The 13447-nt window shown below is 35.9% G+C and carries 11 protein-coding genes and 1 pseudogene; 2 read left to right on the forward strand and 10 right to left on the reverse strand.

Going from position 1 to position 13447, the window contains the following annotated elements; all coding sequences use genetic code 11:
• Window positions 1-243: 243 nt before the first annotated feature.
• On the reverse strand, window positions 244-681 hold the full coding sequence (locus tag H6F47_RS14895; protein ID WP_096572570.1) for a CAAD domain-containing protein: 438 nt from the start codon (window positions 679-681) through the stop codon (window positions 244-246).
• Window positions 682-1005: 324 nt separating this feature from the next.
• Window positions 1006-1380, reverse strand: a pseudogene (locus H6F47_RS27945) (transposase); the annotation flags it as partial.
• 209 nt (window positions 1381-1589) lie between these two features.
• Between H6F47_RS27945 and H6F47_RS14905 the strand changes: the two are divergent.
• Complete coding sequence (locus H6F47_RS14905; RefSeq protein ID WP_190649817.1) at window positions 1590-3326, forward strand: ATP-binding protein; 1737 nt, start codon at window positions 1590-1592, stop codon at window positions 3324-3326.
• Between the two features lie 255 nt (window positions 3327-3581).
• Complete coding sequence (gene pcrA, locus H6F47_RS14910; RefSeq protein WP_190649782.1) at window positions 3582-5912, forward strand: DNA helicase PcrA; 2331 nt, start codon at window positions 3582-3584, stop codon at window positions 5910-5912.
• Between the two features lie 41 nt (window positions 5913-5953).
• Here the strand turns inward: pcrA and H6F47_RS14915 are convergent, their stop codons facing one another.
• The 8 genes from H6F47_RS14915 to H6F47_RS14950 form a co-directional block, all read right to left on the reverse strand.
• Complete coding sequence (locus H6F47_RS14915; protein ID WP_190649784.1) at window positions 5954-7567, reverse strand: Hsp70 family protein; 1614 nt, start codon at window positions 7565-7567, stop codon at window positions 5954-5956.
• A gap of 144 nt (window positions 7568-7711) precedes the next feature.
• Window positions 7712-8263: a molecular chaperone GrpE gene (locus H6F47_RS14920; protein WP_190649785.1), complete on the reverse strand. Its 552-nt coding sequence runs from the start codon at window positions 8261-8263 to the stop codon at window positions 7712-7714.
• 4 nt (window positions 8264-8267) lie between these two features.
• Entirely contained in the window at window positions 8268-8768 is a 501-nt protein-coding gene (locus tag H6F47_RS14925) for a hypothetical protein (protein ID WP_190649787.1), read from the reverse strand.
• A complete protein-coding gene (locus tag H6F47_RS14930; protein WP_096565765.1) occupies window positions 8765-9886 on the reverse strand; it encodes an ATP-binding protein in 1122 nt (373 codons plus the stop codon). Before H6F47_RS14930 ends, H6F47_RS14925 begins: the two co-directional genes overlap by 4 nt.
• A 208-nt stretch (window positions 9887-10094) precedes the next feature.
• Window positions 10095-10307: a DUF2997 domain-containing protein gene (locus tag H6F47_RS14935; RefSeq protein ID WP_190649789.1), complete on the reverse strand. Its 213-nt coding sequence runs from the start codon at window positions 10305-10307 to the stop codon at window positions 10095-10097.
• A 103-nt stretch (window positions 10308-10410) separates the two neighbouring features.
• Window positions 10411-10785, reverse strand: a complete 375-nt coding sequence (locus H6F47_RS14940; protein WP_190649791.1) for a DUF1257 domain-containing protein — start codon at window positions 10783-10785, stop codon at window positions 10411-10413.
• A 62-nt stretch (window positions 10786-10847) separates the two neighbouring features.
• On the reverse strand, window positions 10848-12437 hold the full coding sequence (locus H6F47_RS14945) for an AAA family ATPase (RefSeq protein ID WP_190649793.1): 1590 nt from the start codon (window positions 12435-12437) through the stop codon (window positions 10848-10850).
• 83 nt (window positions 12438-12520) lie between these two features.
• Entirely contained in the window at window positions 12521-13123 is a 603-nt protein-coding gene (locus H6F47_RS14950) for a pentapeptide repeat-containing protein (RefSeq protein ID WP_190649795.1), read from the reverse strand.
• Between the last annotated feature and the right edge of the window lie 324 nt (window positions 13124-13447).

Here is a 13447-nt window from a genome sequence, read left to right on the forward strand (position 1 = left end):
GGGACTGGGGACTGGGGACTGGGGACTGGGGACTGGGGACTGGGGACTGGTGACTGGTGACTGGGGACTGGGGACTGGGGAAGAAAATTAAAAGTCAAAAGTCAAAAAATAGGGAACAGGGAGCAGCGAACAGGGAACAGGGAACAGGGAGCAAGAAATATTTATTTTGCTCCTGCCTCCTGCCTCCTGCCTCCTGCCTCCTGCCTCCTGCCTTTTGCCTCCTGCCTCCTGACTGCTTAAAAATTAAGATTCCGAAGAGTCTTTACCTACAACTTGTGATTTGAGGGTTGTAATTTCACTGGTTAACTCTTGCCGAGTTGAAGCTTTGAGTAAATAGCGATACACAAACCAGGCAGAATAACCAATACCAATCAATTCAAAGGTAGGTGCTACCAAGGGAATACCATTGAGAGAATCTAGTACAGCCAGTAAAACCTTAACAGTGACAATTGCTGTAATCACTAAACCAATGCTAATTATAGGCTGCTTGTATTGATTAAAGAAGTTACCCACATAGTCAGGTAATGTGCCTAAAAAGCCAGAAACTTGCTGCCCATATTTGAGCCATTGCTCTTGAGACTGTACAGGAGGCTGTAGTTTGGTGATGCTTCCTGCTTGGGTGTTGATATCTGGGATTGTTGTTTCTTTTGACTTGGTTTCTGTATATTCTGGTTCTTGCATTTTCACTTCCATAATTTTGACAGCGGAGTTTTCTTAATCCTCACTATTCTGACCACAAGACTGTTTACTAAGCAATGGACTATTTCTCACTATTAAAGCTATATTCAGCCAGATTCGTCAATTGGCTTTTTCATCTTGATTTTAATATGTTATGACTTACGCAAGATGTGACTGAAAACCTTATTCTTGCGTAGGGGTAATTCATGAATTACCCCTACTTTCGTTCCCTTTTGCGTAAGTCCTGTATGTAACAATTTTTAGGTTTGTTCAAATAGACTAGACATTATTGACGCTCCCCACCTTAAAAGGACGGGGATTCTTGCTTCAATGAGCAACCATGCCCAAACTTGTTACCAAATCTGGGTAGAGGGTCATCTCTCCACAAGCGTTAACACTTCGGCTTCGCTCAGTGTAAAAAGTTTCCGTCCGCCCGACGGTACTTAAATCATAGCCTGTCTGTTTTAGTGCCTTCGCTAAAATATTGATTGCAGCGTTGTGGTCCCGATCAAGAACACACCCACAGTTACAAACATGAGTTCTAACTGACAGTGATTTTTTGACAATTTCTCCACAATTAGCACAATTTTGAGAAGTATATTGTGGTGTAACTGGTACAACCACACGCCCGTAAATCTTCCCAAAATATTCTAACCATTGAGTAAACAGCGACCAACTAACATCACTAATTGACTTGGCTAATACGATAAAGTATCTCTACCAAGTTCCGATAATTTATCGGGCGTGGTTTTGGCTCACTCGATTTTCTTATAAGTCCATGCTATTATCTGGAAAAGAATGATTTAATCCTGTTATCCAAAAGGATAAATGATAATTTAATCATATTTAAAGTCATTATCAAGGTTAAACTTGGTTGGTGATATTTGTAGGAAGGTTAAGAAAATGCTGGGATACCAGATCAAAAGCTTTACCTTGTTGACAAAAGTTGGGAAAGCAAAAAAGTGTCAACTCAAGAGCCAAAAATAGATGAACTTCCAACAATAGAATTTCCCTCCCGTGGGAAACTTAAAGCTAGTTCATGGCGTATCCATCAAAAAATTGGCTATGGCTACTTTGTAGCTATTGGAATAGGCTTTTTTGGTTCCTTGACAGGGTTAGTGCTGGCCAACTACTACCGAGGCAGAGAAGTCCGACAGTTCCATCAAGCTAAACAGCAAGAACAACTACTGAATAATTATAAAAATGCCATATTTGAGGCACAGTTGCATAGCGCGAATTTAGTGGCTGTTTTAGAAAATACACAAAAGCGAACCCAGAAAAAAGATGAATTACTGACTTCTTTTGCTGAAGCTCAAAAATTAGACACAAAAATCAGCGCATATATTAGCAGTAAGCCCGAGACTTTAGCTGCCAATAGCAACACTTTACAAACTTTATTATCAGATTATTCTAGTAATTTTAAAGCTTATATTGAGCAAGTAGACAAAATTTTACAAAAACTTGATAATAATGCTTTACAGTCTGAACAAGTAGAAACTGTACGCAAAGAGTTACTGGAAGTTATGAACAGTAACACTGTCGAGGATCTAGATAATTTATCAAATAAGTTGACGAGAATTTTAAGAACGGCGCAAGAACAAGAACAGGATAGGCAAAACGATGTAGAGGAAGCGAGATTTGTAGAAAGAACAATTTTTATAGTCAGTATGCTGCTATCTGTGGCTATTGCAGCTGTGGTAGCTTGGCGTACCAGTCGAGCGATCGCTGAACCTGTAATTACTGTCACTCAAGTAGCTGAACAAGTGGCCAAAAAATCTAATTTCGATTTACGCGCTCCCATCACCACTGATGATGAAATTGGCTTGCTGGCTAAATCTCTCAATCGCTTGATTGAGCGAGTATCTGAACGCACTAAACAACTCGAACAAGCCAAAGAATTAGCTGAAGCTGCCAGCACAGCAAAAAGTCAATTTCTCGCTAATGTCAGTCACGAGTTACGCACACCGTTAAATGCAGTTATTGGTTTAAGTCAACTTTTGCAAGATGATGCTGCTGATTTTGCTGCATCCCCAGATTTTATCACTGATTTAGAAACTATCAATTCTGCCGGTAGACATTTACTAAAACTCATTAACGATATCCTGGATGTGTCAAAAATCGAAGCTGGGAAAATGACTCTTTACCCAGAGACATTTGATATTACAAATTTGATTAATAATGTTGTTCTCACAGTTAAACCAGCTATGGAAAAAAATGGCAATACTTTACAGGTGGACTGTGATGATAATCTAGGGACAATGTATACTGATCAAACCAGGATGCAACAAATATTATTAAACTTACTCAGTAATGCGGCTAAATTTACCACTAACGGCAAAGTGACTTTGACGGTTAAGCATGAAAAAATCAAATTACGTCAAGACGCGCCCTTGAGTGTAATTAGTTTTACTGTAACTGATACAGGAATTGGAATGTCCCCTAGTCAGCAGCAGCAGCTATTTCAACCTTTTACCCAAGGAGATAATTCCACTACGAGGAAATATGGCGGTACTGGGTTAGGATTGGCTATTAGCCGTCATTTTTGTCAAATGATGGGGGGTGAGATTATTGTCAAAAGTCAGCTTGGTGTTGGTTCAACCTTTAAAGTCAATTTACCTTTGACGGTGCAGGTGACAGGTGATGGGTGATGGGTGATGGGTGATGGGTGATGGGTGATGGGTGATGGGTGATAGGTGATGGGTGATGGGTGATGGGTGATGGGTGATAGAGTTAAGAGTTAAGAGTTAAGAGTTAAGAGTTAAGAGTTAAGAGTTAAGAGTTAAGAGTTTGTTGGAATCTGATATTTCTTGACCCAAGTTGCTGAGGATATTGTAGTCTGACCAATAGCTACAATTGATAAATGTCATTTTACAGATATCACTGCATCGCTCTTTCACACACCTATGACTACAAATATTGATTTTCTCAGCCATCTTAACCCCAGTCAACGCATAGCAGTTGAACACTATTGCGGACCGTTATTAGTTGTCGCTGGTGCGGGTTCTGGTAAAACTCGTGCGCTTACCTACCGTATCGCTAATTTGATTCTGCAAAACCGTGTTAACCCTGAAAACATTTTAGCGGTGACTTTCACTAACAAAGCTGCACGGGAAATGAAAGATAGGATTCAAAGGTTATTTGCTGAACAATTAGCAATTTCTCAACATGGTCAAAAGTTTGATTTATTACCAGAATATGAACAAACTCAATTGATATCTAAAGTTTATCGCACTACTATCAAAAATATGTGGTGTGGCACTTTTCATAGTCTTTTTTCTCGCATTCTCCGCTTTGACATCGAAAAATATCAAGATGAAAAAGGACGACGTTGGAATAAAAACTTTTCCATTTTTGATGAGTCTGATGTCCAAAGCTTAATCAAAGAAATTGTTACTAAAGAACTTAATTTAGATAGTAAAAAATTTGATCCTAAATCTGTGCGTTACGCCATTAGTAATGCAAAAAACCAAGGTTTATCACCCCAGGAATTTGAACGGGAACATCCAAATTATCGGGGTCGGGTAATTGCTGATGTTTATAATCTTTACCAAGATAGATTAGCACAAAATAACGCTTTGGATTTTGATGATTTAATTTTAATTCCTACAAGATTATTTCAACAAAATGAACAAGTTTTAGGGTATTGGCATCGGAAATTTTGTCATATTTTAGTAGATGAATATCAAGACACAAACCGCACTCAATATGAATTGATTCGTCTGTTAGTAACTAATGGTGAAAACAGAAAGAGTGAGTGGAATTGGCAAAATCGGTCTGTGTTTGTGGTGGGTGATGCTGACCAATCTATTTACAGTTTTAGAATGGCTGATTTTACCATATTACTTGAATTTCAACAAGATTTTGGCGATGGTTTAGAGGATGATGATACCAGAACAATGGTAAAATTAGAAGAAAACTATCGCTCTTGTGAAAATATCCTCCAAGCTGCTAATGAACTAATAGAAAATAACACCCAACGTATTGATAAAATTCTCAGAGCTACACGGGATGCAGGGGAAGCAATTTATTGTTATAAAGCAGATGATGAAATAGCAGAAGCAGATTTTGTGATTAATCAAATTCGCACTTTAGAACATCAAAACCCGGAATTAAATTGGGGTAGTTTTGCTATTCTTTATCGCACTAACGCCCAATCTCGACCTTTTGAAGAATTATTAGTAAAATATCAAATTCCTTATACAGTTGTCGGGGGAATGAAATTTTATGACCGCAAAGAAATTAAAGATGTTGTTGCTTATTTAAGAGCAATTAATAATCCAGCGGATACTGTTAGTTTATTAAGAGTTATTAATACTCCTCGTCGGGGAATTGGTAAAGCTACTATTGACGCTTTGATGAATGCTTCCCAACAATTAGGTACAACTTTATGGGAAATATTAAGTGATGAAACATCAGTAAATACTTTAGCTGGACGTGCAGCCAAGTCTGTGAATGGTTTTGCTAGTATAATTCAGAAATGGCAAGAACAAATTACAAAAATTCCCGGTTCTGAGATTTTAGAAGGAATTTTAGATGATTCTAACTATATTCGGGATTTGATGGAACAGGGAACGGATGAAGCTGATAATAGAATCAGTAACGTCAAAGAATTGTTTAACGCTATCACTCAATTTGAAGACGATAATAAAGGTGATGATATTTCCTTGCAAGCATTTTTGCAAAGTGCGGCGTTAAGTTCTGATTTAGATAATTTAAAAGAAGGACAAACAGCAGTTTCTTTAATGACTTTGCACGCTTCTAAAGGTTTAGAATTTCCTGTAGTATTTTTAGTTGGGTTAGAACAGGGTTTATTTCCTGGTTATCGTTCCTTACAAGATCCTGCATCTTTAGAAGAAGAAAGACGTTTGTGTTATGTGGGGATAACACGCGCTAAGGAAAGATTGTATTTATCCCATGCCAGAGAAAGAAGGTTGTATGGTAGTAGAGAACCAGCTTTGCGATCGCAATTTTTGGAAGAACTACCCCCAGATTTATTAACCACCAAACGGAAAAATACCCGTACTTTCACTAAATCACCATCAGCAAAAACAAATAATCAAGGCGCATCAGAAAATTGGCAAGTAGGCGAAAAAGTATTACATAAAACTTTTGGTATTGGTGAAATTACTCATGTCTTTGGAACGGGTAATAAGATATCTGTAGCGATTAAATTTGCTAGTTTAGGTCAAAAAATAATTGATCCGAAAGTAGCGCAGTTGCAAAGGATGGAATAAAAGGGACTGGGGACAATTGACTGGCGCTTAGAGATATTATCTTACCTCAATTTATAAATTTCACCTCTATTAACTAATATCTCTGCTGTTAATAAATCCTTAACAGTTGCTAACAAAATCCGACGAGAATCAACTTCAAATAATACTGATATTCTATCAAATCCTGCTGCGCCTGGAGGGTTAAGTTTTGCTACACATACCTGTTGATGTTGGGTATCTAAGGAACGGTAACTTTCTTGATGTTGGAGAGTGCTAGAAGTCATTCTACCTGAAGCGTCAAAAGCTATTTCTGTTTGTGTCATATCACCTAATTCCCCAATATCTAAACGAATTTCTGTTTGTCCATTATTTGCTGTTTGTAAGGTTAACCATTGGGAACTTTGACAAGGATATTTTGTACCTTTGGTAAATATAGGATGATAAATATAACTTTTGCTGTAATTATCCCATAAACGAATCGCATAACTATGACGCAAAAAATCATCTATTTCTGTAATTTGGGTTATTGCTAACGCACCATGACATACAGCATCAAAGGGTTTATTTAATTTTACCTTACTTTTACCAAAATAAGAAATAATTAATTGTTGAACTGCGGGAATTAAACAACTTCCTCCCACTAATAAAACTTGTTCAATATCATTTTTAGCAATACCTTTTCTCAGTGCAAAGGTTAAAACCTCATCTAACACATCCCGTAACTGTTGTAAAAATTGCCGATATTCTAAAATTTCTTCTAATTTTTCACGGGTGATTTTTAACTCATAGATTTTTAACTCATAAGACATAAAAGATTCATCATCAAACCAACTTTCGGAAGCAGTTTGATTTTTAGAAAGTTGAATTTTTAAACGTTCAGCAATTTCTAAAAGATTTTGATAACTGATTTTACCAACTTGTTCAGGTGTGAGATTTTGAGAACGTAAATAATCATCAACTATCCAAACATCAATATCTTCACCACCTACATAAGCTTCTGATTTGGCTAAAACCTCAGCACGTAAGTTATGATTATTAATATTATTTTGATGAGAATTATTAACAGTTCTCACTAAACTTAAATCCAGAGTTCCCCCACCAAAATCAACCACTAAAATTAAGTTACCGGGAGATTTTACAGCATAACCTAAAGCTGCGGCGGTAGATTCATCTATAATAGAAACATGGGGAACATTTAATTTATTACCTAACTCTCGAAACCAATCTAAATAACGTTCAAAAGCACCAACGGGAACGGTAAAAACTAAATGACTAGGTTCTATATTCTGCTGTTTAATTTCCTTCCAAATAGTTTGGATAAACAACTCAGAAACAGCAACAGAATTATAACTAATTCCATCAATTTGACGTGGTGGTGGTTGATAATCTCCAGCTAAATCACGTTTAAACTTTTTAAATAATCTTTCTGGGGGATAATTTTGAGAAAGTCCTAAACGTTGACTTCTCACACCTTCACCTAATATAATATTATGACCTGATTTAATAAACATTAAACTAGGAATAACCGGATATTCTAACCTTTCACCTTGAGGAGTAACACCCACAAATACACGGGATAAATTAGGGAAACGTAAACTTTTAGGTTGTTGGGTATCAACTTCTAAAATACTAATTACAGTATTACTCGTACCAAAATCAATTGCAATAGTAGTCATAAATTTAGGAGTCAGGAGTCAGGAGTCAGGAGTCAGGAGTCAGGAGTCAGAATAATAAATCAATATAATTAACTTCTCTTTATCTTCTTTGCGTCTACCCTTCGGGATCTCCTGACGGAGATTGCGTTTTTGCGTGAGATATATTCAATTATTATTAAAACCTCCTGGTAAAGTGCGACTAACTTTTGCAGGATAGAGAACTTTCTCACCATTTTGATAACCTATAAACCGAATATAAACTAAATCACCTTCTTGAATATCATCACTATCAGCTTGATGTATTTGGGGATTATAATTAACCTGTTCCCAAGTTTCCCCAATCACAGTATAACCCCAACTGGCCATTAAATTATCTAAAGATGTAAATAGGGAAACAATATTTTTAGCGGGTAAGTCAGGTTTTGTTAAAGCCATTTTTTTGACTGTGGGATAGTTGGTAAGTAAAGTTTGCAGTTGGGTAAAGGTTTCATTTTGAAAATCAGTTTTTAATTGTTGAGATTGTTGTTTTAATTCTTCCCGCAGTCGTTGACATTGTAACTCTAAATCTTTGATTTTATGTTCTGTATCTGTTGCGGTTGTATTTTGATGTTGAATAGATGTATTTTCCTGAGTTTCGGGAAATAGGAAACGCAGAATAATATAAAAGATGATAGCGAGAATTAGACCGAAACCGATATGATTAATTTGTTCTAGCATATTATTATTTCTCGGGTGAATTTGCAAACAGAAATGGTTTAACAGATAAAATCATTCGTTCTAACTCAGGTTTATTCTCTATGAGAACAGGATGTTCCCATAATCCATTTTCCCTTTCAGAGCAAGCTTTAGCAAGTGCTTGTCCGATATTCTCACGACTTTGTTTAATATCTCTTTGAAGACTTTCTGGATTAGGGTTGAACACCAAAATAAATACTCTATTTTTTATATCTTCAGGAATACATTCTTCTACATAACTTCCTCTATTTTGATAGACATCACGATCAATGATTAATAAGATATGTTTGTTAAGATTTTGTCGCAGTTGGGGAATATATTTTTTTTCAAATTTATCTTTAACATTTACCCATCCACGCGCTTTTTGTAGACATTCAATCTTATCCGCATCTACGTTTAAATTTAGACAAAATCCGTTAACAATATCATTATGAGCCTTATCTTCTAATAAGATGAGAAGATGTGGTCTATACTCATTTGGACTCATAATTCTATATCTCCACAAATTAGGTCATCAATCAGATCAACTCGATCTCCACGACCAGGTATCTCACTAATTAACCTAATTAAAGTTGGTTCTAAGTGACTTTTCCGATCAAGGAAAAAGGTATTTTCATCAGAGAATTTTTTGATTGCTTCAGGATTGTGAGAAGTTACTAAAAGTTGTCCATTATTTGTAAATGAACGTCGTAAAGACATAGTAAAATGACCTACTACCGATAGAGAAAGATAATTATCAGGTTCATCCCAAAAGCAGAAAACCGGACCATAGAATTGATTAGCAGCTAATACCACAGCACAAAGAAAAAAGCATTTCTCACCATCTGATAAATCTTGAAAATTAACATTTAAAGTAGCTTGATTTTTCTCAAATCTAACGATTAGACTTTTCACGTCTTTACCAATAGTTTCATTGACAAAATCTTGAAAGTCTGGCATAAGTTTTCGGAGATATTTGTCAATTTCTCTATAGGCCGCAGGATATCTACCCAGTAAACCAGAAAACCATTCTCCAATATTTGTACCATCTTTTTTTGGTTGTAAAGTTTCCCCGTGAGAATCTCCAGTCATTAAACTAGGAATTGGTGCTAAAATAATCATCTCAGCCAGCCAATTCTTTAAAACATAAAGACTATCATTACTAATTATTGGCATAGCTACTAAATGCCAATCTACAGAAAACTGAGCTTCTTTATTTTGGGTATTACTATGAATAGTAACTTGAGCGTTTTTTCGAGAGTAAATTGCATTTCCATCAACTAGAAGTTGTTCTTCAAAAACTCGCAGTTCTTGAAAATTTTCTGGTAACTCTAACGCGAGAATATACTGATATAATTGATTTTTCAGTAATACTTCTATTTCTAAGCGAATGGGAACTTCAAACTTTCCATAAGCAAAATCATTTCGTCCAATAAGATTATTTTTTTCAAGTTCACGTAGTCTATTAATTCCTCTAGCAATAGATTGAAGTACCTCTAATGCTTTAGCAATAGTTGATTTACCTGTACCATTTTTGCCAATCAATATAGCAGATGGCATATCTTTTATTTTCAGTTCAAAGTTTTCTAAACATCGGAAATTATTTACATATAGTCTTTGAAGCATAATAAAGCCGTTCCTAGAAGTAAAAAATGAAGATTCTTGGGCGGTGATATACCCATTATAGGTTCAAATACCCAACTTATCTAAGAAATTTCTCGTTCCCAGTCTCCAGACTGGGAATGCCATTTTAGAAGTTCTACCTCTATTTTATCATGAGGCAGAGCCTCTTTTTTGCATTCCTTGTCAGAGACAAGGAACGAGTAATGATAGTTTATTGTTGTTGTAAGGTTTGATTTTCGGAAGTTGTAATCATCTCATCATCTTGATAATATTCTGGTAATAATTCCTGAGATTCTATTTCTCCTAAAGATTTTTCTAAACTTTTTGTAGTTTCCAAACAACTAGAACCAGTGGCATTTAAAACCCGTTCCACAATTTTACCATCTTTACCAATGCGATATTCAATCTTTTGATATTCTGCCATGATGATTTTTCCTTTTGTCCTTAGATCCCCGACTTCTTTTAACATCTTATCAATCAATGATTAATTTATGTCAGAAGTCAGGGATCTTTTTGTGCTTTCTTATTTAAACCCATTTACCAACAACAACCCGCACCGTACCATCTGCTAAAACTTCCTCTTCCTCTACATCAAAACCCTCAGTTTGTATGGTTTCCATCAAACTTCTATGGGCGTATTTTTGACTAATTTGATTAATAAAATCCTGCTGATTAATTTTTGCACCCCAAAAATCTGCAACTAATTCATAAATTCCTCCCTGTTGACGAAAACCTAAATCATAACCATTAGCTTGTTTAATCACATATTCAGCATTGGTTTTATTACCCATATAACCACGAACCTGAGAATTTAACTCAACTTGATAACCTAACTCTTGCAATATTTGATGGAGAACATCACCATTTTTAATTTGTACTTTGATAGTTGTAAAATGAGACATAAAAAATCAACTCCTTTTTTCATTTATGAATTATCAATTGTCAATTATCAATTATCAATTATTTAATCCACCTCCAACGGACCCAAACCTTGCTGCTGAGAATAAACCTTTAACTCCTCAATTAACAGTGTATCAATAGAAGCCGTTCTTGCGCCAGCTTCCGCCGCCCAACGTTTTAAACTGGTAATTTGTTCCTTAGCAATAGCCGCCAAAGGTACAGTTTCCGATACCGCATCTAAAATATCTTCCGTATTAAAATCACGCCTATTTCCATCTATTAAACTACCAAAAGCCCGGTGCATTCCATCAATAATTACTTGTTGAATTTCAGCACCGCTAAAATTTTCCGTATTTATGGCAAGTTTCTGTAAATCAAATTCTCGCAGTCGGGAAGGGCGAACTTTTTGAATGTGGACTTTAAAAATATCATGGCGTTCATTTTCTGTAGGTAAATTTAAAAAGAATATTTCATCAAATCGCCCTTTTCTTAATAACTCGGCTGGTAATATTTGCACGTTATTAGCAGTAGCCACCATAAACACCGGACTGGTTTTTTCTTGCATCCAAGTTATTAACGTTCCAAATACTCGGCGCGATGTTCCTGAATCACCATCAACCCCGCTATTAATATTACCAAATGCTTTATCTATTTCATCCATCCACAATACACAGGGTGATATTGCTTCTGCTAATTGTATCATTTGGCGAATGCGATTTTCACTTTCTCCGACTATGCCCCCAAATAATCTACCCACGTCTAAACGTAACAGTGGTAAACGCCATTCATGGGCGATAGTTTTGGCTGATAATGATTTTCCTGTTCCTTGGATTCCTACTAATAAAACGCCTTTGGGGTTGGGTATGCCATAACGTCGCGCTTCTTCGGTAAAAGCATCTTGACGCATTCGCACCCACTGTTTAAGATTTTCTAAGCCACCGACATTTTTTAATGATTCATTGGATGTGTAAAATTCTAATATTCCTGTTTGTCTAACTGCTTGTTTTTTCTCTTCTAAAACTCTATCAATATCTGTTTCGTTAACTTCTCCTTTTGCTGCTAAAGCGGCGGCTAAAACTCTTCTAATTCTGGCGCGACTTAATCCTTGACAGGCTTTGATTAATTGTTCTTTTCCTAGTCCATTTAAGTTAAGTTTTTCGGGGACTATTAATTGATGAATTAAATAATCTATTTCTTGGATGTTGGGTAAGGGAAAATCAATTACTGTAATTTCTTCTTGTAGTTCTGGGGGAATGGTTAAAGTATGACTGGTGAGGATGAGGGTTTGGCGTGTGCGTTTGAGTTGACGGGTGAGGTTTTTGATAGCACGAATTACGGGAGCATTTTTTTCTGTTTCGGGGTTTTTGAGGATAAAATGGATGTCTCGCAATACAAAAATTGTGGTTGTATTTTCTGGGGTTTTGGTAATTCTTGATAATGCACCCATGACTGAACCTTTATCAGTTCCGTTGTCATCCCAACCGGTGACGATATCCCATAATAATAGTTGTCGTGGTGTCTGGGATATTTGGGTGAGTTGTTGCAGGACTTGTTCTATTGGTTCTTCTTCGACTCCGACTATATATAGTAGGGGATAGCGGGCGCGAAGCATGAGGTCTATTTGTTGGATGAGTTCTTGATGGGGGTTATTCATTATGTATAAATAGGGGGGATAGTTGTTAGTTTATTGGGTTTTTATTTCGCGCAAAGTCGCAAAGAAGAAAATAAATGTCTGAATTAATTTAATTTGTCAATTCCAGAAATTTGCTCTGTCAGAGTTTCTTTATTAACATTGGCTAAAAAAATTTTAGTTCCTGTTACATCAGCAGCTTCAAGATTTGTGTTTAAAAAACTTGTATTAGCAATAATGGCATTTTTAAGTTTTGCCCCAGATAACTTAGCACCATCAAATTTAGTGTCAGTTAAATCAGCATTACAAAAATCAGCACCACTCAAATCTGCACTACTCAAATCTGCACCTTGAAGATTAGCATTAGAAAAATTAGCATAATGCACACACCCATTCAATTTTGCACCTTGAAGATTAGCATTAGAAAAATTAGCAGCATAAAGATGAGTATTACTGAATTTTGCATCTTGAAGATTAGCATTAGAAAAATTAATATAATGTAAAGTATGTCCGCTCAAATCAACTCCTTTAAGACTAGGAATATACGTTTCTTCTCTTATAAATTGATTCCATAGTCTAATTCCTAGATCACCAGCTTTTAATAAATTTATCGCTCTTTCTGTGGTCATTTTCAGATCAGGACTACTTGATATTTGATTTTCACCACCAAGCACAGCATCATACTCTAGGGGTTGTTGTGGATTATTCATGATTGGTTAATGGTAGGTTTCATGTATGCTGTATCTAAAATAGCATATTTGGGTAATTTTGCTAGTTGTTTACATAATTTTAAGATTGTCTGAATCAGGTGGTTATCGAGCGAAGTCGAGATAATGTCCAGGATTTGAGGATGTACAGGATGTGATTGTTTAATTGTTCGTTAGTTGTTAATGATTAGGATAGAGAAAAGTAAATAAATATTTATGAAGTGAGATGGAAGAATAAATATATGAATCTCATCTATCAATCATCAAATTACAATCCTGTCAATCCTATAATCCTGGTTATCCTGATATGGCTACGCCACGCTTCGC

The organism is Sphaerospermopsis sp. FACHB-1094, assembly GCF_014696195.1.
Classification (GTDB): Bacteria; Cyanobacteriota; Cyanobacteriia; order Cyanobacteriales; family Nostocaceae; genus Sphaerospermopsis; species Sphaerospermopsis kisseleviana.